The organism is Paraflavitalea speifideaquila (assembly GCF_032395985.1).
Lineage (GTDB): Bacteria > Bacteroidota > Bacteroidia > Chitinophagales > Chitinophagaceae > Paraflavitalea > Paraflavitalea speifideaquila.
In genome coordinates this window covers 253,696-269,882 of the sequence record NZ_CP135920.1, presented here as the reverse complement: position 1 = coordinate 269,882, position 16,187 = coordinate 253,696, and the positions used below count along the sequence as shown (strand labels likewise).

The window sequence follows — 16,187 nt, the reverse complement described above, 5'->3', positions numbered from 1 at the left end:
GGGCTTTTGTTCTTGGCATGCTCTACGGCCTCTTCCGAATCGCCACATTCGGCTACGACCATGAATCGTGGGTCGTTATTCAAAATGTAACTCCAGGTTTCTCTGATCAATTTATGATCGTCGGCAATTAGGACACTGATCTTTTCCATAAGTTAAGGTGTTTTGCTTTTTATAGCGGTACATTGATAGTAATGGTACAGCCCTCTCCAGGAGCTGTGGTTATATTGATGGTTCCATTAAATAAGTGCACACGGCTGGCAATATTTGATAGGCCTACGCCTTTTTTGCCTTCACTTTTTCAGGTTCAAATCCCTTGCCATTATCCTGTATGATCAGGTTAATTATGCCAGGATGGACTGTAAGACCAATAATTGCCCTATCAGCCCCTGCATGTTTCAAAACGTTATTGACCTGTTCCTGGATGATCCGGAAAAGCATGAGCTTCCTTTTCTCATCAATCGTTGCATCAATATCGCCCTGGTGGCTAAATTCCATTTCCAATTGCCTGGTTGCATTCACATTTTCTACCAGGTCTTGAATAGAGACTACGAGCCCCAGATCGCCGATACTGGCGGGCACCAATGATCTAGAGATACTACGGATCTCATTGATCGCGTCGGCGATATTATCGGAACAACGATTGATGAGTGGCATACGCTCTGTTTCCTCATGTTTTGCCATTTCGAGGTACAGTTTGGCGGTAGTAAGGATCTGGTTTACATTATCATGAAGATCCTTCCCGATATCAGCTCTTTCTTTTTCCTGTGCGTTCACTACGGCCTGGGCAATCATTTTTGTTTGTCCAGCTCCTGTTTCAGCAATTGCTTTTCCAGTTCTCTTTTTTCGGTTACATCTTGCATGGAACCAACCATCCGGTTAATCTTTCCTTCCTGATCAAAAATAAGAAACCCACGATCATGAACCAGTGCATATTCTCCATTAGCTTTTTTAAACCGGTATTCATCTTCCCAGATCCTTGATTTATTACCGGTTATGAACTGATCCAATCTTTTAATTACCCGCTCACGGTCATCGGGATGGAGGCAAGATTCCCAAAAACCATTTGTTTTACGGATATAGGCAGGGGGTAGCCGAAAAGGGCATAGAAACCATCGCCCCAATGCATGTTATCATTATTCAATATATCCCAATCCCATATAACATCATTGGTAACGCGTGTAACCAGGAGGTATCTTTCATGACTAGCGCGTATACGTACTTCGGCATTCTTATTTTCGATAATAACACGCAACAAATTGGATACCCGTTCTAATACGGACAATTGGTCCTGTTCTGGCGCTTTGGCAAACTTATGATAAGCTGCAATGGTAGCTAATACCTCTCCCTGGCTATTGATTATAGGCAATGACCAGCAGGATCTAAGGCCGAAACGATCGGCGAGGTAAAGGTATTTCTCCCATAAGGGGTCTTGATAAATATCAACGGTAATAACAGGCTCTTTTCGATAAATGGCAGTGCCGCAGGACCCAACAGCAGGCCCAGGTTTTATATGCCGTATGAGGCTGGTATATTCGGCAGATATACTGGGGGCAGAAAGATGGGCCAGGCCTCCATCATCGGGATCGATTGTTAGTACTGAGCACAACATTCCCGGGAAAAACCTTCAATACCTTCGAGGAAAAAATCGGTGATGGTTTTAAGTGATATGCCAGGCAAGGCATTCATTTCCAGTACTTGTTTTTCAAGCAGGAGGAGTTGCTCTTGTTGTTTCCTGGCAGTTTCGGCCTCGCGCAGGGAGGTGATATCACGATGAATACCAGCAATACCTATGCGCCTGTTTTCATGATCCTTAATAAAAGCCAATGAACAGTTCATGTAGATACGTTTCCCATCGGCCCGATCATAATAGGCCAATCCTTCCCATGCGTCTTTCAGGTATAGTTCATGTAGTGCTTCCTCTCTTGTGCATTCAGGGTATTTGTGGTCAATAAAATCACGTATAGAACAGCCTATTATTTGTGCCGCTTTAATGGCGTACATACTTTCCGCTGCTTTATTAAATACGGTTACTCTAAATTGGAGGTCGGTAGAAATGATCACATCTGAAACATTATTAACAGCCTGTGCCTGCATGAAGCTCTCTTCACTGGCTGTTTTATGTTCATGGATATCTGTAGTCGTAATGAGGTACCCTTCAAAAACAGCCTGGGCTGAAAACCGGGGATGCCTGTATCCCGTACCCATCGATAAATAGAGGCAACGGTTTTAAGCCTGTATTCGAACGTAATGGGTATACGAATCTGCATTTGCTCCTGGATGCTATTGAGGATACCGGGCAGATCTTCGGGATGAACTACTGCCTGCCAACCAAGGGTCTGCAACTCTTCCCGGGCAATCCCTGTGTACTTTGTCCAGCACTTATTTGAATAAAGGAGTTGATGCTGCGCATTGGAGAAACGTACCATGGCAGGCATGTTGTCGAATGATGAGAATATATCAAGTGGCGATAGCACAGGTTCTTCGATAAAATGGTCAACCAGTGGTTGTTGGCAAGCATTTTTCCCCGCGATTGGCGTACTGTTAACTGAAGCAGCTAAAATACAGTCGTGCGCATCAGTAAACAGCCTGAAGGACTGACCTTCAACGCGCCTGGGATTTGTAGTCTGCTGTAGCATTACGGGTAGTAGTCCACTATATTCATTTCCGGAGGGATACGGCAATGACCATAATGGTAAATACCTACCAAATTACTTTAAAGGGACTGGTTATTTAGCAAGTAACCTTACTTTCTATCTGCCATAAGTGTTTACACCTATTTAACTGCTTTGGCAGCATATTGATACCAATTGCTGAGGTTGGCACAATGGGTAAAGTCACTGTCTACCATGAGGTAATAAGAAGGGATTTTTGAAGCGAACCACTTTTCGAGTGCCTGTTGTTTCTTTAGTTCCAGGGCTCTTTGGGATACCCTGTCATAATCATCTTTCAGGTTTTCGCGGTGGGGTTGTGATCTTGATTTAAGGTAAACGATACGGACACCCTGTTTTTTTCGTTCATCAGAAAAGGAGGTGGGTTTTGAGAATTCACCCGGTTTCATATTCGTCTTACTCATCATTTCTACCATATCCTTGTCCAGTTGATCGATGGTTACAGGAGGATGCATCCCCCTGTGAATTTTGAGTTATCGTCATCACTGTATTTGTTAACAGCTTCTCCAAAAGTAAGTGTACCAGCGATAAGTTTGGCCCGAACTGTATCGAGTCTTTCAATGGCCTGGTTTGTTTCGGCCTCAGTGATCTTAGGGATGCGCAGGATATGACGCACGATGGCATCGTCACCGGAACGGCTTTCCATGTAAATGATGTGGTAACCAAACTTGGATTTGAATACAGGAGATATTTGCTTTTCTTTCAGGCGAAATGCATTGTTGATAAATGCAGGATCCCAGCTTTTTCGGTACGGTTGATAGCATAGCGCCCGCCTGTTTCTTTACTACCCGGATCGTCTGTATACAGTCTTGCAAGGGTTTCAAATTTCTGCCTGCCGGATTCCACCTGTTGTTTAAAATCATTCAACTCATCCATGGCCAGTTTTTCCAGGTCACGGCTGGGTTTTGGGTAGTTCACGATCTCTCCAATTTCCACTTCGGATTCGTAAAACAACAGGCTATCTTTCGGTATTTTATCCCAGTATTCTTTTACTTCCTGGGGGTGATCTTCAGGTTTCCTACGATCTTATCCCGCATATTCTCCGCCATTTTACCTTCTTTGATGGATTGGCGGAAATCTTCTTTGATCTGGTAAATGGTCCGGCCAGCAATTTGCTCAAGGTTATCTTTACCGCCATACATTTGGATGAAAGCGCGGATACGGTTATCCAATAAAGCTTCGAGTTCATCATCGGTTATCAGTAAAGAGTCTTTCTCGGCTTGCAAAACCAGGGCTTTCATGCCGAGGATCTGCTCAAGGATCATGCATTCAGCATTTTCAGGCACGGCTTCCTGACGACGCTGCCTATCGAGTATTTCATTGTATACATCGGAACGTAATATGATCTTATCACCTACTATACCTACAATTTTATCGGCTACTACTTTACGGGGAGCCTGTGAAAAGGCTGCAGTTACCAACAAGAGGGCTGTAAATACGGTAAAAAGTTGCTTCATATTAATCGGGATAAACTCAAAAATACTTTTTGGGCGAGATAAACAGCAACAGGGTGCCTGTTAATTAACAAAAATTTGCCTGACTTGGGCAGGCAACGGAAAGCAGGAATGAACTCAACAGTGAGCCGCCTTTAAAAGGCGACCCACTGTTGAGTATTCTATAATGTTCTTTTAACTTCTTCTTCTTCAAAAGCTTCGATGATATCACCAACCTGGATATCGCTGAAGTTCTTCACGGTTAAACCGCACTCCATATTGGATGGAACTTCTTTGACATCGTCTTTAAAGCGTTTAAGTGATGCCAGTTCGGCACTTTGACCTTCGCCTTTGGGATATGCTACGATACCGTCGCGGATAACGCGGATCTTTGAGTTACGCAGGATCTTTCCATCGAGTACGTAACATCCGGCCACGGTAGCTTTATCAAATTTGAATACGTTGCGCACTTCGACATTGGCCACGATCTTCTCCTGTATCTTGGGTTCCAACATCCCTTCCATAGCGCTCTTGATCTCATCAATGGCGTTATAGATGATGGAGTACAGTTTGATCTGCACGCCTTCGCCTTCGGCCAGGCGTGCAGCCTGTGCAGATGGGCGTACATTGAAACCAACGATGATGGCATCGGAAGCGGTAGCCAGCAATACATCGCTTTCTGTGATGGCACCCACCCCTTTCAATACCACGCTCACCACGATTTCCTGTGTAGACAGTTTCTGCAATGAGTCGGTCAAGGCTTCAACCGATCCATCCACGTCACCCTTGATGATGAGGTTCAACTGTTTAAAGTTGCCCAGTGCCAGACGGCGACCGATCTCATCGAGGGTAATATGTTTCTTGGTGCGAATACCTTGTTCACGAAGGATCTGTGCACGGCGGTTGGCCACTTCTTTGGCTTCGGCCTCATCGACATACACTTTGAATTTTTCACCAGCCTGAGGGGCACCATTCAGACCCAAAATGAGTACGGGTGTCGAAGGAGGTGCATCGTCCACGCGTTTGTTACGTTCATTGAACATGGCTTTAACGCGGCCAAAGTGCTGACCGGAAACAACCAGATCGCCCTGTTTGAGGGTACCATTCTGTACGAGTACAGTGGCTACGTAACCACGACCTTTATCAAGAGTAGCTTCAATGATGGTACCACCGGCTCCCTTGTTGGGATTGGCTTTGAGGTCCAGCAGTTCGGCTTCGAGCAATATTTTTTTCCAGCAAGAGGTCTACGTTGAAGCCTTTTTTGGCGCTCAGTTCCTGGCTTTGGTACTTACCGCCCCATTCTTCCACGAGGAGGTTCATACCGGCCAGTTGTTCGTAGATCTTCTTAGCGTTGGCGCCGTCTTTATCTATTTTATTGATCGCAAAGATCATGGGTACGCCGGCGGCTTGTGCGTGGCTGATGGCCTCACGCGTTTGTGGCATCACGGCATCATCGGCTGCGACGACAATCACTGCAATATCTGTGACTTTGGCACCACGGGCCCGCATGGCGGTAAACGCTTCGTGACCAGGAGTATCGAGGAAGGCGATCTTTTTGCCATTTGCCAGGGTAACTTCATAAGCACCGATGTGCTGGGTAATACCTCCGGACTCACCGGCGACCACATTGGCGCTACGGATATAGTCGAGCAAAGAGGTTTTACCGTGGTCAACGTGACCCATGATGGTTACGATGGGGGCGCGTGGCAGGAGGTCTTCTACATTGTCCTCCTCTTCTTCCTCCTCCATTTCCATTTGCTTTTCCATGTCAATGAACTCTACATCATATCCGAATTCATTGGCTACCAGTTCGATTACTTCCGCGTCGAGGCGTTGGTTGATGGACACCATCAATCCAAGGCTCATACACTTGCTGATAACTTCGGCAAAGTTCACATCCATCAGGGTAGCGAGCTCGCTTACGCTGATAAATTCTGTTACCTGCAGTTTGTTGTCCTGCATATCATCCGCACCCTGATCGGCATGTTCCTGGCGTTTTTCGCGACGGTATTTAGCCTTGAGGCTCTTACCGCGACCACCGGTACCGGCCAGTTTGGCCTGGGTTTCGCGTATTTTATTCTGGATCTCTTTTTCGTTGATCTCTTTGGGCTCGCGGGTAATGGTAGGACGTCCCGGACGAGGGCCGCTATGGCCTCCACGGTTTTGACCTGGCCTGAACTGACCGCCGCCCTGGCCTTGCTGACCACCATGACCTTGTTGCCCATGCCCACCACCTTGCTGGCGTTGTTGGGTACCCTCGGGCTTTTGAACAGGTGCTGTGCGCGTTGTTGTGGCGTTTGAGTATCCTTCTTTTCAATAGGGATGCGTTTACGCTTGCGCTTTTTCTTCGCTGTTGGCACCTGCTGCTCCCTGATTTTGAGCCTGGGGCTGCTGGCTTTGTGGCTTGGGGCGATTATCCCCGCCGATGGGTAACTGGATCTTGCCAAGGATCTTGGGGCCTTCCAGTTTTTCGGCTTTAATATTTTCTATAATGGGTCCTGTTTCTTCTTTTTCTTCTGAAACTACCGGTTTCGGCTCTTCCTGGGGTGTTACCACTTCGGGTATTTCAGCAACTACCTCTTTTTCAATCACTGGCTCGGGCTCTTTCTCCTCTTGTTTCTTTTCTTCTTGCTTTTCCGGTACGGGTACTTCCTCTACTACAACGGGTGGTTCTACCTTTTCTTCGGGCTGCGGAACAGGTTTTACCTCTTCCTCTTTTTCTTGACGCTCTTCTTAGGCCTGGTAGAAGAGTCGATGGCAGACAGATCGATCTTGTCGATTATTTTGGGCCCTTCTATTTCTGGCGCTTCTACTTTCACTACCTCAGGTTGAACAGGCTCTTCCACTACCACTACGAGCTTGGGTTCTTCCACTACTGGCGCCGGTGGCTGGGGTTGAGGCTGGGGCGGTTGCTCGTCCTTCTTTTCTTCTTCTTTTTTGGGAGCCGGTGTATCCTTTTTGAATACAATGGTTTCCTCTTCTTTCTTTTTCTTGGCCTCCAGGCTTCCTTTTGGAAGATCGATCTGGTCGCTCTTGAGCTTCGCCACCTTATCGCTCTGGAACTCCTGTTGCAAAGCGCGATACATATCCTCCGTCAGCTTTGACGTAGGCTTTAGTTCGTCTTTGTCAAATCCCTTGCCCACCAAAAAGTCCACCAGTGTTTCTTTACCGATGTTAAACTCCTTGGCTGCGGCCATCAATCTGGGTGTTAATAATTCTGCCATTCGTTATTGTAAGACAATTTTTTGTTTTGTTTGCTGTTTGGCAATGAAAATTAATCAGTCAAACAGGCATTAAAGGTCTTAAAAGTTCACCAATCTTCAGGCGTCATAAAAGTCATTTCCTGAAGATAGCTTGCAAAAGTGGCCACAAGTTAGGCCAACTGCATGGTTTAAACTTCTTTTGACCTGTTTAACATCTCAACTATTCTTTGTCAAACTCGGCCTTCAACACTTTCCGAACCTCATCAATTGTTTCTCTTTCCAGGTCTGTTCTACGCTCCAGCTCTTCGGCGGTAAGGTCCAATACGCTACGGGCTGTATCGCAACCAATGCGTTTGAACTCATCAATGATCCAGGTTTCGATCTCATCGCTGAACTCTTCGAGGTCGATGTCGAACTCCTGGGGTTCGCCTTCGGTATCACGATAAACGTCTATGCTATAGCCAGTTAACTCTTGTGCGAGCTTAATGTTGACCCCTTTTTTGCCGATAGCCAGGGATACCTGGTCGGGCTTAAGGTAGACATTCGCCTGCTTCTTATCGTTGTCCAGCTCCATGCTGGTAATTTTTGCTGGCGTTAAAGACCGCTGGATCAGCAACTGAACGTTATTGGTCCAGTTGATAACGTCGATATTCTCATTTTTCAGTTCCCGTACGATACCATGGATCCGGCTACCTTTCATACCTACGCAGGCACCTACAGGGTCAATACGGTCATCGTAAGATTCGACTGCAACCTTAGCCCTTTCACCGGGCTCGCGGACTATTTTTTTAATAACAATTAAGCCATCAAATATTTCCGGCACCTCAATTTCCAGCAATTTAGCCAGGAAAGAAGGAGAAGTACGGGAAAGGATGATGACGGGTGAGTTATTTTTAGTTCTACTTTCTTTACTACAGCCCGTGTATTTTCACCTTTTTTGAAATAATCCTGGGGTATTTGTTCTGATTTGGGTAGTATTAGCTCATTGCTTTCTTCATCCAGCATCAGGATCTCTTTTTCCATACCTGGTATACTTCTGCGCTGATGATATCGCCTACCCGGTCGCCATATTTCTTAACCAACACATTTTTCTTCAGGTCACTGATACGGCTGGCCAGGGTTTGTTTGGCAGCGAGGATAGCACGACGACCAAAATCCAGGATATTTACTTCCTCATATAGTTCTTCCCCTACTTCAAAGTCGGGAGCTACTCTTACGGCTTCGCTGTAGGCCACTTCTGCCAGTGGATCCTGTACAGCGCCATCTTCCACAATAGTACGGCGACGCATGATTTCCAAGTCACCCTTTTCAGCGTTTACGATAACGTCAAAATTTTCATCGCTACCAAACTTCTTGCGCAGCAATGTTTTAAACACGTCTTCTACCACTTTCATCATTGTGGGACGGTCAATATTTTCCGCTTCCTTAAACTCCTGGAAAGCCTCAATAAGGTTAATACTTGCCATATACTACATTTTTAAACCTTTGTAGCCACGAATTTAACCATGAATTACACGAAAAGCGGGGATTAACACACGTAAAGTATCAGATAAATGTGTGTGTGCCCTGGTTTTTCGGTGCACCCTGGTTGATGGGCGGCTTTGTTAAAAACTATTTGAATTTTAGTTGATTTGATCGCATCAAAAGGTAAGCGGTGTACTATCACTTCTTTCTTCTTGTTCTTTCCTTTGGTTTCTTCTACTACGATTTCCTGGTCCTGTACCTCCAGTAGCTTTCCGTCTACTTTAATACCATCCTTCAGTAACACTTCTACCAACCTACCCGTATTCTTTTTATACTGGCGGAACATTTTAAGGGGCTCATCCAGTCCGGGCGAAGAAACTTCGAGGGAGAAGTCATCACCAGGAAAAAGGGCCGCCTCTTCCAGTTTTTTGTATAAAGCGCGGTTAATGCTAATGCATTTTTCAATTGTAATGCCGTGGTCTCCGTCCAGGAAGACCTTCACATTGTTGGTGGGCTTAATCCTGATTTCTACCAGGAAATGTACGGGATCATCGGCCAGTATGTCTCCCACCATTTTTTCAATTGTCGAAACTTGCGTATCCATAATCATAACCAGCATAGGAAATAAAGAAGGGAACGGACCCCGTTCCCTTCTCTTTTCGTCTTTTTCCGATGCAAATGTAAGGTAAATAAACTATTCGCACCAAATCCTGAAAAGTTGGGTAATGCATTTGGCAGTATCCAGCTAATTATATCCACTGGTTTGGGAGGGTGTAGCCACCAAGGACCGGTATCAATAGACGAGTTACCACTCCGGTTGGGTTGCAGCCAACTGGCCAGGGTATTGCCTAACCAATGCCCAGGTATTGCCCAGATATTGCCCAGGTATTGCCCAGGCGGGTAGTATTCCTATAGCGTGTGTTGGGAATACGTAGGCAGCAACTGCCTGAATCAGAAGATATTCAATAGTTTGCAGGTATTTTTATTCAACAAAACCGGGTAATGGCTGTTATATCGGTTTAACAGTTTATTCAATCATTAGATAGTACATTTGCAAATATTATGTTACGTGTTATTCTCTGGATATTGCTTGGTTATTTCGTGTACAGGTTTGTATTCAGTTTTCTGCTGCCCATTTTCAAGGTTTCCCGCCAGATGAGAAGGCAAGTAAAGGATTTTCAAAACCATATGCAGCAGGCTCAGAATGAGCAATTCAGGCAGCAGCCCTACCAGCAGTCGGCCACTGCCCAACAACAATCCACCACTCCTCCCAAAGAGAAATCCGGCGACTATATTGATTTCGAAGAAATAAAGTAAATACTAGCTGCGAGCTTTGAGCAACGAGCTGCGAGCATTTCCTGCGGCTAAGATTTGCTACGTGGCCATCTGTATCTCCTTAAGTAAAGATTCAGGAGAGTAATTTTCCACCTATTTCCAATACGGTTTTACCGGGTTCCAAGTGATAAGCTTGCATACCGGCAGCCCGGGCGCCTTCAACATTGACCAGTGCATCATCAATAAACAATGTTTCATGCGGCGCCAATTGTGCATCCTGTAATACATATTCAAAAGCTTGTACATCGGGCTTGCGCCGGTTGATGGAGTGGGAATACCAGGCTTTTTCAAAGAGGCTATCCAACTGGTTGCCGCCAAAAGAATCGCTATATGTTTTCTGAAAGGCGGTCAAGTGGATGGCATTGGTATTACTGAAGAGGAAGAGACGATACTTCTTTTTAGCTGGATGAGTAATTCAATGCGCTCTGTTGGAAAATCGCGCAACATGGCATTCCATCCTGCTACAACGGCTGGCCGTTCAAGCTGAAGACCTGCCAGGTTTTGCAAGGCGGTAATAAATTCATCATCGCTGATACTGCCTACTTCGTATTCTTTAAAAAAGGAAGCGGCATGTCCTAATGCAAAAAAATCTTTGAAGTTCTTTACGCCCATTTCGGTGAAGGCGTCTTCTGTTTTTTGGATGTCGAGGTTGAGGAGTACACCGCCGAGGTCGAAGATGATGTTTTGTATTGGTTGCATGGATCAAATGTAAGAAAAGCTGGGAGCTTAGGGCTAGGTGTAGCGAGTCTTTTGCCTCGATTTATTAATAAGATGACAAGTGTGTAGTGTGCAAATTAATTACCTAGCATCGAAATCAACGACAACTTTTTCTGTGTGTGGGTGGGATTGGCAAGTTAGTATAAAACCCTGTTCTATCTCTTCCGGCTCCAGGGCATAGTTGATATCCATTTCTACCTTACCTCCCACCAGTTTAGCGCGACAGGTGGCGCATACACCGCCTTTACAGGCAAAGGGCAGATCGGCGCCTTGTTGTAATGCAGCATCCAGGATGGACTGGCCACCAAATGGCAGGTTAAAGTCAAAGGAAATGCCGTCAAGTTTTACTGTAACCTGGCTTATTTTCCCAGCGGTCTGAAATTGAGCATCAGGCGTACTATTTCCAGCTTCGAGTTTCCAGTTTCGCTCTCCGGGGTGGAAAACAATTCAAAATGAATTTTCTTTTTTTCAAGTCCTTTTGTTTCCAACCATTCTTTGACGGAGAAGATCATGGATTCTGGTCCACAAATAAAGACCTCATCCATGCCTGCGACTGGAATGAGCTTTTCGAGCTGTCTACACTTTTCCTCATTAATGCGACCATGGTTCAAGGCGGTATCTGTTTTTCCCTGCTCAAAATATGGTGCAATGTAAAGCGGTCCATATACCGATTCTTAATTGCTTCCAGTTGTTCTTTGAAAATAATGGAAGCCCGGTTGCGATTGCCGTATACAAGGGTAAAACTGCTGTGGGGCTCTATGGCAAGGGTTGTTTTAATAATGGACAGGATGGGAGTAATACCGCTTCCTGCAGCAAAAGCCAGGTAATGTTTTTATGGACAGCGTCCAATTCTGTAAAAATCGACCACTGGGAGGCAGCACTTCTACGCTATCGCCCTTATTCAAATGGTTATTGGCCCAGGAAGAAAACCGGCCATCTTCTACGACTTTGATGGCGACCCTCAGTTCGTTATCAAATGGGCTACTACAGATGGAGTAAGAACGGCGTATTTCTTCGCCATTAAGTATGGTCTTGAGGGTGATGTTCTGACCCTGTATAAATTGGTAAGCTGTTTTGAGTGCTTCAGGTACTTGAAAAACGATGGAAATGCATTCCGGAGTTTCTTTCTGTACGGCAGCGATGGTTAGTGTATGAAAATGGGTAGCCAAGAGAAATTGTTTTAATGAAATGGGGTGCTGAATACCTTATTTCTTCAATCCTTCAACGAGTATCATGACCATATTATCTTCCAGCACATTACCCTCAATCTTTTTGGTGCTGCGGTGCCAGGATTCTATTCCGCTTACGGCGTGGAGCATGATCAGCACAGCGGTTGGCGCATCAATAGGCTTGACCTCCCCTTTCCGGATACCATCTTCAATAATAAGTGCAATCCTTTGCCGGTAGGCGCGGCGCTGGCTTTGCATGTTTTGCATGTAGGGCTCTGTTAGGTGCTTCCACTCGCGGTCGCTCACATACACTTCCTCATAATGCTCTACCATTTGCCGGATATGGAACCGCAGGATCTCCTCAATTTTTGCAATGGCCGATAGGTGGCTGTTGTCAACTTCCTCAATATGGGTCATAAACTGGTTGGCCACCTTGAAGCAGATCTCCTGTAGTATTTCGGCTTTGGAGCTGATGTGGTTATACAGGCTGGCAGCTTCTACGCCCACATGCTCTGCCAGGTCACGCATGGAAGTAGCGCTGAACCCTTTTTCACGAAACAATTTAGCAGCCTCGGCAATGATCACTTCTTTGCGGGTGCTATTCCTATTATTTTTAATCTTTGCCATATATGGTGAATGGGCAAAGATAACAAAAGAACTAACACCCGTTAGCAAAAAAATCCTAATTATCCACAAAATGGTTAAACATTCTGGCTAACGACCTTTAGGCACTGGCGATGGCCTCCAGAGCAGGACGGGCATGGGGATTGGATTGAGTGTAGAACAATTAAGTGAGGTGCTGGTTTCATAGCCTCCGGAATTTCGTGTAGGTTTGCGCGCTGATTATTAAAACATTTAAAATTTCAACCTTACATTATGTCTTTGATCTCCGTAGGTACGATGGCCTTTGACGCTATTGAAACACCATTTGGCAAAACAGACCAGATCATAGGTGGATCGGCCACTTATGTAGCTTATGCTGCCAGTAATTTTGTACGGCCTATTAAGCAGGTGTCTATCGTAGGGTTCGATTTCCCAAAGGAAGAAATGGACGAATTGACGAAAAGAGGTGTAGAGCTGGATGGTGTAGAAGTGATAGCTGACAAGAAATCTTTCTTCTGGAGTGGCCGGTATCATATGGACATGAATACGCGGGATACGCTGGTTACGGACCTTAATGTATTGCTTGACTTTGATCCAGTATTGCCAGAATCTTACCAGGGAGCCGAATTTCTGATGTTGGGTAACCTGGACCCGGTGATCCAGAAAAAGGTGATCACGCAGTTAAAAACCCGCCCCAAGCTGATCGTTATGGATACGATGAACTTCTGGATGGAAATAGCGATGCCTCAGTTGGAAGAGACGCTGAAGCTGGTAGATGTGCTGATGGTGAATGACAGTGAAGCCCGGCAATTGAGCGCGCAGTTTTCGCTGGTAAAGGCTGCCAAAGAGATCATGAAGATGGGACCTAAATACCTGATCATTAAGAAAGGGGAGCATGGTGCGTTGTTGTTCCATGGAGACCAGGTGTTCTTTGCGCCTGCGCTGCCACTGGAAGCGGTGTTTGACCCTACAGGCGCGGGTGATACTTTTGCCGGAGGTTTTATGGGTCATATAGCGCGTACGCGTGATATCTCCTTTGAGAATATGAAAACTGCTATTATTGTTGGCTCGGCGATGGCTTCTTTCTGTGTAGAGAAGTTTGGCCCCGAAAGGTTGAAGGAAATTACGCAGGCAGATATAGATCAACGCATCCAGCAGTTTGTGAACCTGGTAAATTTTGATATAGAGCTAACGCATTAATATGGCAGTTGACTGTCAAAAAAGAGAGCTGCCCGAAAAGCAGCTCTCTTTTTATATGTTAACAGGATTGCTATTCGAGGGTTACGCTCACGCTTACGCGGGTACCATCATAGAACAGGTTGAGTGTGGTTGGTCTGGCGCCTGCTGGTATTTTATAAACAACCTCAGCAAGGTCTTTTGTGGACTCAGGCTCAACGTTTACGCTGGTACCAGAATGTTGTGTGATATTGTTACCATTGTCGAGTGTCAACCGGGATTCGCTGGATACTAAGTAAACATTATAACCTCCCATAGCGGCTTTGTTGGTAACTTCTATATCAAATGTAAGCTCGATCCCTTCGGATTTACCATCGGGGTCTTGCAAAGCCACGGCTTTGGCATTTTTAACCTTCACAAATGCTTCCTTTTTCTTACCCAGGTAAGCGGTATCAGGCGCAAAGGTTACTTTATAGGTCTTGGGTTCGTTGGCAGCGGGCTTGGTTTCAGTTGCTGGTGTAGTTTGCTCTGCAGCAGGAGTAGTTGCTGTATCGCCACCTGCCTCTTTTGCTTTGTCCTTACAGGAGAATAATGCCAGGGTTGATACGGTTGCAAAGGCGAAAAATGTCTTTTTCATGCAGAAGGTGGTTTTAATTTTTAATATTAGTTAAAAACGTCGTATTAATGTTACAGTATTTTTAATTTTTTTGTTTTGCCTTGGCCATTGAATATTTCGGCCAATATGATATAGGTGCCGAGGGGCAGGCGACGGCGGTTATTGTCCAACCCATCCCATCTGAAAACGCCCTCTTTACCCAGTGTGGCATTGCGTGCCAACTGGCGTACAGGTATGCCCCCTGCATCAAAGAGGGTTATATTGGCCACATAACCGGGTTCTGCCAATAGGTATTGAATGGTAGCAAAATCGTCAACCCCGTCATTATCAGGCGAAAACACGGTAGGCGTAACAGTAATGGTACCCTTTGCCTGCAGATCGGCCCTGAACTGGGAGTTGCGGTAACCGGGGTACCGAACCCTGCTGTAGAAGCGGCCGACATCCAGTTATGGCTATCCTGTGCCGGCTTGCTATAGTCTATTCTTTCCAACGCCACCCCATCTTCGTTGCTGATGAGTGAAAAGTGCCAGCTCCTGTTGTACTGCAATTCATCTACCACTTCTTCCTGCAAGTTAATCAGCACGAGGGTACCCTTATCATCTGGCAGGGAAGGCAAAGCAGGCAGTTCCAGGATGGTGGCTGGTTCTTTAACCTGGTATTGTTGCTGCAGCCAACGGGCATCCTCCGTTAGAACTATATGCTCGCCCGGAAAAAACAAACGGGATGACGATGACAATTGCTGTAAACCAGCCAGTGCACCAGATGCAGAACGATTGGCCACATACAATTGTTTTACATCTAGCACATCAGGGCTGCGATTGTACAACTCTATATAATCAAATCCTCCCGGAGGGGGTTAAATAACAATTCATTAATAATAACTGACTGGTTATTGGCTGCTACGGGCAATCCGGCTTTGACATTGTTCATCATACCAATGGCATTGCCACTACAATCAGTTAGCTCCCTGGTGACGAGCTGATACTCCTGGCTTGCCTGTAGGGGGCAGGTAACCTGAGTATTACTTCGTTGAATAAAGGAGTCTGTGGTTCGGCCGATACAGGATGGCCTATGGCCTGGTTGAAGGTATAGTGATGGGTTGATGCAGCAACAGTACTATCCAGGCTCTCATCAAATACAGCTACAATGGTTATACTATCGATCGTGAAGGTTCGTAGCAATGCCGGGGGAATATCATCGGGATTTTGGGCGGTTACAGAATTTTCTTTACCAGGGTACCGCCCAGTGGATCTATAGCAGCTTTCCAGTTATCTGCCCCCGTACACGGGTTGTGTGGATCAATCATTTCCAGGGTCCAGCCGCCGCCTGCTTTCAGGCTGTTGCGGTACCACTGATCGGTATAAGGTACTGCATGTATGGTATTTCCTTCGGGTGAAGATAAGGTGATGATATCCTCCTCATTGTTCAGAGATGGGAAATTGCTCACACCTACGGCGGTACCATGGATCGCAAACAGGGGTAGGGCCGAATTGGAGCAAATGATGATAAAGCTATCCGGCCGGACTTCAATATTTGCCTGAATGGTAGCTGTTGCAGAACGATCGCTCAATTTCCATCCCTTCAGATTGATGGTGTGGCCTGACACATTTTTCAATTCTACAAATTCATGGTTGGGTAATGCTACAGGCGGAGTAGGATCGGGAAAAAGTTCGGTAATTACTATATCAAATCGCTGGGGTGTTTGGGATTGCAGGCTGGTAAACGGCACAAGCAGCCATACAACAAGCAGTTTTAAATTCATTGGTTTTTATTGTTTTTCAGAAGGATATGACGGTTAGCAC

31 protein-coding genes and 1 pseudogene are annotated in these 16,187 nt (G+C 45.8%); 3 read left to right on the top strand and 29 right to left on the bottom strand.

Annotated features, from left to right (window positions below):
- Window positions 1–273 precede the first annotated feature (273 nt).
- The 5 genes and pseudogenes from RS881_RS01950 to RS881_RS58910 all read right to left on the bottom strand — a co-directional run.
- The gene (locus tag RS881_RS01950) at window positions 274–792 is read right to left on the bottom strand and encodes a sensor histidine kinase (RefSeq protein ID WP_315819539.1); all 519 of its coding nucleotides are present in this window, start codon (window positions 790–792) and stop codon (window positions 274–276) included.
- Entirely contained in the window at window positions 789–1,121 is a 333-nt protein-coding gene (locus tag RS881_RS01945; protein WP_315819538.1) for a PAS domain-containing protein, read from the bottom strand. The genes RS881_RS01950 and RS881_RS01945 overlap by 4 nt, the downstream gene beginning before the upstream one ends.
- On the bottom strand, window positions 1,016–1,609 hold the full coding sequence (locus RS881_RS01940) for a GAF domain-containing protein (protein ID WP_315819537.1): 594 nt from the start codon (window positions 1,607–1,609) through the stop codon (window positions 1,016–1,018). The genes RS881_RS01945 and RS881_RS01940 overlap by 106 nt, the downstream gene beginning before the upstream one ends.
- On the bottom strand, window positions 1,591–2,205 hold the full coding sequence (locus RS881_RS01935) for a PAS domain-containing protein (RefSeq protein ID WP_315819536.1): 615 nt from the start codon (window positions 2,203–2,205) through the stop codon (window positions 1,591–1,593). Before RS881_RS01935 ends, RS881_RS01940 begins: the two co-directional genes overlap by 19 nt.
- Before the next feature lie 35 nt (window positions 2,206–2,240).
- Window positions 2,241–2,426 (bottom strand): annotated as a pseudogene (locus RS881_RS58910) (PAS domain-containing protein); the annotation flags it as partial.
- On the opposite strand from RS881_RS58910, the gene RS881_RS01930 reads away from it, so the two are divergent.
- Window positions 2,410–2,598: a hypothetical protein gene (locus tag RS881_RS01930; RefSeq protein WP_315819535.1), complete on the top strand. Its 189-nt coding sequence runs from the start codon at window positions 2,410–2,412 to the stop codon at window positions 2,596–2,598. The pseudogene RS881_RS58910 and the gene RS881_RS01930 overlap by 17 nt on opposite strands.
- 175 nt (window positions 2,599–2,773) lie before the next feature.
- Here RS881_RS01930 and RS881_RS01925 read toward each other — a convergent pair whose 3' ends face one another.
- From RS881_RS01925 to rimP, 12 genes are all read right to left on the bottom strand, one after another.
- Window positions 2,774–3,124, bottom strand: coding sequence for a hypothetical protein (locus RS881_RS01925; RefSeq protein WP_315819534.1), 351 nt, complete (start codon window positions 3,122–3,124; stop codon window positions 2,774–2,776).
- On the bottom strand, window positions 3,109–3,315 hold the full coding sequence (locus RS881_RS01920; protein WP_315819533.1) for a peptidylprolyl isomerase: 207 nt from the start codon (window positions 3,313–3,315) through the stop codon (window positions 3,109–3,111). The genes RS881_RS01925 and RS881_RS01920 overlap by 16 nt, the downstream gene beginning before the upstream one ends.
- 56 nt (window positions 3,316–3,371) lie before the next feature.
- A complete protein-coding gene (locus tag RS881_RS01915; protein ID WP_315819532.1) occupies window positions 3,372–3,623 on the bottom strand; it encodes a peptidylprolyl isomerase in 252 nt (83 codons plus the stop codon).
- A 35-nt stretch (window positions 3,624–3,658) separates the two neighbouring features.
- The gene (locus RS881_RS01910) at window positions 3,659–4,126 is read right to left on the bottom strand and encodes a SurA N-terminal domain-containing protein (protein ID WP_315819531.1); all 468 of its coding nucleotides are present in this window, start codon (window positions 4,124–4,126) and stop codon (window positions 3,659–3,661) included.
- Window positions 4,127–4,284: 158 nt separating this feature from the next.
- Complete coding sequence (locus RS881_RS01905) at window positions 4,285–5,325, bottom strand: translation initiation factor IF-2 (RefSeq protein ID WP_315819530.1); 1,041 nt, start codon at window positions 5,323–5,325, stop codon at window positions 4,285–4,287.
- The gene (locus RS881_RS01900; RefSeq protein WP_315819529.1) at window positions 5,258–6,064 is read right to left on the bottom strand and encodes a translation initiation factor IF-2; all 807 of its coding nucleotides are present in this window, start codon (window positions 6,062–6,064) and stop codon (window positions 5,258–5,260) included. Before RS881_RS01900 ends, RS881_RS01905 begins: the two co-directional genes overlap by 68 nt.
- Entirely contained in the window at window positions 6,040–6,462 is a 423-nt protein-coding gene (locus tag RS881_RS01895) for a hypothetical protein (protein WP_315819528.1), read from the bottom strand. The genes RS881_RS01900 and RS881_RS01895 overlap by 25 nt, the downstream gene beginning before the upstream one ends.
- Window positions 6,431–6,694 (bottom strand): hypothetical protein, encoded by a 264-nt coding sequence (locus RS881_RS01890; protein WP_315819527.1) that lies wholly within the window; start codon window positions 6,692–6,694, stop codon window positions 6,431–6,433. The genes RS881_RS01895 and RS881_RS01890 overlap by 32 nt, the downstream gene beginning before the upstream one ends.
- Window positions 6,695–6,804: 110 nt before the next feature.
- The gene (locus RS881_RS01885; RefSeq protein ID WP_315819526.1) at window positions 6,805–7,326 is read right to left on the bottom strand and encodes a hypothetical protein; all 522 of its coding nucleotides are present in this window, start codon (window positions 7,324–7,326) and stop codon (window positions 6,805–6,807) included.
- Between the two features lie 199 nt (window positions 7,327–7,525).
- Complete coding sequence (nusA, locus tag RS881_RS01880) at window positions 7,526–8,128, bottom strand: KH domain-containing protein (protein ID WP_315819525.1); 603 nt, start codon at window positions 8,126–8,128, stop codon at window positions 7,526–7,528.
- 181 nt (window positions 8,129–8,309) lie between these two features.
- Entirely contained in the window at window positions 8,310–8,771 is a 462-nt protein-coding gene (locus RS881_RS01875; protein ID WP_315819524.1) for a NusA N-terminal domain-containing protein, read from the bottom strand.
- Between the two features lie 62 nt (window positions 8,772–8,833).
- On the bottom strand, window positions 8,834–9,343 hold the full coding sequence (gene rimP, locus RS881_RS01870; RefSeq protein WP_315819523.1) for a ribosome maturation factor RimP: 510 nt from the start codon (window positions 9,341–9,343) through the stop codon (window positions 8,834–8,836).
- Window positions 9,344–9,831: 488 nt separating this feature from the next.
- Here rimP and RS881_RS01865 point away from each other — a divergent pair, with 488 nt between their 5' ends.
- Entirely contained in the window at window positions 9,832–10,086 is a 255-nt protein-coding gene (locus RS881_RS01865; RefSeq protein WP_315819522.1) for a DUF4834 family protein, read from the top strand.
- A gap of 91 nt (window positions 10,087–10,177) precedes the next feature.
- Here the strand turns inward: RS881_RS01865 and RS881_RS01860 are convergent, their stop codons facing one another.
- The 7 genes from RS881_RS01860 to RS881_RS01835 form a co-directional block, all read right to left on the bottom strand.
- Window positions 10,178–10,456 (bottom strand): HAD-IA family hydrolase, encoded by a 279-nt coding sequence (locus RS881_RS01860; protein WP_315819521.1) that lies wholly within the window; start codon window positions 10,454–10,456, stop codon window positions 10,178–10,180.
- Window positions 10,453–10,803 carry an HAD family hydrolase gene (locus tag RS881_RS01855; protein ID WP_315819520.1) on the bottom strand — a complete coding sequence of 117 codons (351 nt, stop codon included), beginning with the start codon at window positions 10,801–10,803 and terminating at the stop codon, window positions 10,453–10,455. The genes RS881_RS01860 and RS881_RS01855 overlap by 4 nt, the downstream gene beginning before the upstream one ends.
- Before the next feature lie 99 nt (window positions 10,804–10,902).
- Window positions 10,903–11,112 carry a 2Fe-2S iron-sulfur cluster-binding protein gene (locus RS881_RS01850; protein ID WP_315824995.1) on the bottom strand — a complete coding sequence of 70 codons (210 nt, stop codon included), beginning with the start codon at window positions 11,110–11,112 and terminating at the stop codon, window positions 10,903–10,905.
- A 68-nt stretch (window positions 11,113–11,180) separates the two neighbouring features.
- Complete coding sequence (locus RS881_RS01845; protein ID WP_315819519.1) at window positions 11,181–11,432, bottom strand: ferredoxin reductase domain-containing protein; 252 nt, start codon at window positions 11,430–11,432, stop codon at window positions 11,181–11,183.
- On the bottom strand, window positions 11,429–11,599 hold the full coding sequence (locus RS881_RS58905) for a ferredoxin reductase domain-containing protein (RefSeq protein WP_350340368.1): 171 nt from the start codon (window positions 11,597–11,599) through the stop codon (window positions 11,429–11,431). The genes RS881_RS01845 and RS881_RS58905 overlap by 4 nt, the downstream gene beginning before the upstream one ends.
- Entirely contained in the window at window positions 11,595–11,990 is a 396-nt protein-coding gene (locus RS881_RS01840) for an FAD-binding oxidoreductase (RefSeq protein WP_315819518.1), read from the bottom strand. Before RS881_RS01840 ends, RS881_RS58905 begins: the two co-directional genes overlap by 5 nt.
- A 36-nt stretch (window positions 11,991–12,026) precedes the next feature.
- Entirely contained in the window at window positions 12,027–12,617 is a 591-nt protein-coding gene (locus RS881_RS01835; RefSeq protein WP_315819517.1) for a TetR/AcrR family transcriptional regulator, read from the bottom strand.
- Window positions 12,618–12,866: 249 nt separating this feature from the next.
- Between RS881_RS01835 and RS881_RS01830 the strand changes: the two genes are divergently transcribed.
- Window positions 12,867–13,793, top strand: coding sequence for a PfkB family carbohydrate kinase (locus RS881_RS01830; RefSeq protein ID WP_315819516.1), 927 nt, complete (start codon window positions 12,867–12,869; stop codon window positions 13,791–13,793).
- Window positions 13,794–13,863: 70 nt separating this feature from the next.
- On the opposite strand, the gene RS881_RS01825 is transcribed toward RS881_RS01830, so the two are convergent.
- From RS881_RS01825 to RS881_RS01805, 5 genes are all read right to left on the bottom strand, one after another.
- Window positions 13,864–14,406, bottom strand: a complete 543-nt coding sequence (locus RS881_RS01825) for a hypothetical protein (RefSeq protein WP_315819515.1) — start codon at window positions 14,404–14,406, stop codon at window positions 13,864–13,866.
- A gap of 50 nt (window positions 14,407–14,456) precedes the next feature.
- Window positions 14,457–14,726 carry a flagellar hook assembly protein FlgD gene (locus RS881_RS01820; protein WP_315819514.1) on the bottom strand — a complete coding sequence of 90 codons (270 nt, stop codon included), beginning with the start codon at window positions 14,724–14,726 and terminating at the stop codon, window positions 14,457–14,459.
- Entirely contained in the window at window positions 14,642–15,190 is a 549-nt protein-coding gene (locus RS881_RS01815; RefSeq protein ID WP_315819513.1) for a hypothetical protein, read from the bottom strand. Before RS881_RS01815 ends, RS881_RS01820 begins: the two co-directional genes overlap by 85 nt.
- 154 nt (window positions 15,191–15,344) lie before the next feature.
- Window positions 15,345–15,566: a hypothetical protein gene (locus RS881_RS01810; RefSeq protein WP_315819512.1), complete on the bottom strand. Its 222-nt coding sequence runs from the start codon at window positions 15,564–15,566 to the stop codon at window positions 15,345–15,347.
- Window positions 15,567–15,598: 32 nt separating this feature from the next.
- Window positions 15,599–16,147 (bottom strand): lamin tail domain-containing protein, encoded by a 549-nt coding sequence (locus RS881_RS01805; protein ID WP_315819511.1) that lies wholly within the window; start codon window positions 16,145–16,147, stop codon window positions 15,599–15,601.
- Window positions 16,148–16,187: the final 40 nt, after the last annotated feature.

Coding starts and splice junctions, on each gene's coding strand:
- RS881_RS01835 (WP_315819517.1), bottom strand. CDS start 12,617: ATGGCAAAGATTAAAAATAATAGGAATAGCACCCGCAAAGAAGTGATC.
- RS881_RS01830 (WP_315819516.1), top strand. CDS start 12,867: ATGTCTTTGATCTCCGTAGGTACGATGGCCTTTGACGCTATTGAAACA.
- RS881_RS01950 (WP_315819539.1), bottom strand. CDS start 792: ATGATTGCCCAGGCCGTAGTGAACGCACAGGAAAAAGAAAGAGCTGAT.
- RS881_RS01920 (WP_315819533.1), bottom strand. CDS start 3,315: ATGGAAAGCCGTTCCGGTGACGATGCCATCGTGCGTCATATCCTGCGC.
- rimP (WP_315819523.1), bottom strand. CDS start 9,343: ATGGTGGGAGACATACTGGCCGATGATCCCGTACATTTCCTGGTAGAA.
- RS881_RS01885 (WP_315819526.1), bottom strand. CDS start 7,326: ATGGCAGAATTATTAACACCCAGATTGATGGCCGCAGCCAAGGAGTTT.
- RS881_RS01875 (WP_315819524.1), bottom strand. CDS start 8,771: ATGGCAAGTATTAACCTTATTGAGGCTTTCCAGGAGTTTAAGGAAGCG.
- RS881_RS01910 (WP_315819531.1), bottom strand. CDS start 4,126: ATGAAGCAACTTTTTACCGTATTTACAGCCCTCTTGTTGGTAACTGCA.
- RS881_RS01865 (WP_315819522.1), top strand. CDS start 9,832: ATGTTACGTGTTATTCTCTGGATATTGCTTGGTTATTTCGTGTACAGG.
- RS881_RS01900 (WP_315819529.1), bottom strand. CDS start 6,064: ATGCAGGACAACAAACTGCAGGTAACAGAATTTATCAGCGTAAGCGAG.
- RS881_RS01855 (WP_315819520.1), bottom strand. CDS start 10,803: ATGCAACCAATACAAAACATCATCTTCGACCTCGGCGGTGTACTCCTC.
- RS881_RS01805 (WP_315819511.1), bottom strand. CDS start 16,147: ATGAATTTAAAACTGCTTGTTGTATGGCTGCTTGTGCCGTTTACCAGC.
- RS881_RS01825 (WP_315819515.1), bottom strand. CDS start 14,406: ATGAAAAAGACATTTTTCGCCTTTGCAACCGTATCAACCCTGGCATTA.
- RS881_RS01935 (WP_315819536.1), bottom strand. CDS start 2,205: ATGGGTACGGGATACAGGCATCCCCGGTTTTCAGCCCAGGCTGTTTTT.
- RS881_RS01940 (WP_315819537.1), bottom strand. CDS start 1,609: ATGTTGTGCTCAGTACTAACAATCGATCCCGATGATGGAGGCCTGGCC.
- RS881_RS01925 (WP_315819534.1), bottom strand. CDS start 3,124: ATGCATCCTCCTGTAACCATCGATCAACTGGACAAGGATATGGTAGAA.